Annotated in this window: 1 protein-coding gene; it reads left to right on the plus strand. The window is 70.9% G+C overall.

Going from position 1 to position 580, the window contains the following annotated elements:
* The coding region (locus BHU15_RS37630) for an ATP-binding cassette domain-containing protein (RefSeq protein WP_255293321.1) at positions 1-580 on the plus strand (580 nt) is incomplete at both ends.

The following is a 580-nucleotide window of genomic DNA, read 5'->3' on the forward strand; positions in this document are numbered from 1 at the left end:
GGCCGGGCCTACTCCAAGGGCAACCGGCAGAAGGTCGCCATCGTCGCCGCGCTCGCCTCCGACGCCGAACTGCTCCTCCTGGACGAGCCCACGGCCGGTCTCGACCCGCTCATGGAGGTCGTCTTCCAGGACGTCATCCTCCAGGCCAAGGCCGCGGGCAAGACCGTGCTGCTCTCCAGCCACATCCTGGCGCAGGTCGAGAAGCTCTGTGACCGCGTGAGCATCATCCGGCTGGGGCGGAACGTGCAGTCCGGCACGCTCAGCGAGATGCGGCACCTCACCCGTACGACCGTCGAGGCCGAGACCGAGCGCCCGGCCACCGGACTCGATACCGAACCCGGCATCCACGGGGTGCGGCTGACCGACCGCCGGGTGCACTTCGCCGTGGACGGCGCGCACCTGGACGCGGCGATCCGCAAGCTCGGCGAATTCGGCATCCGCAGCCTGATCAGCCACCCGCCGACGCTGGAGGAGCTGATGCTGCGGCACTACGGGGACGAGCTGGCGGCCAATGGGCACTCCGGCGGCGTCGGCACGGACGACGACGACTTCGCCGACCTGCCCGCGCAGGCCGAGACCG

The sequence above is a fragment of the Streptomyces niveus genome, assembly GCF_001723055.1.
GTDB lineage: Bacteria > Actinomycetota > Actinomycetes > Streptomycetales > Streptomycetaceae > Streptomyces > Streptomyces niveus.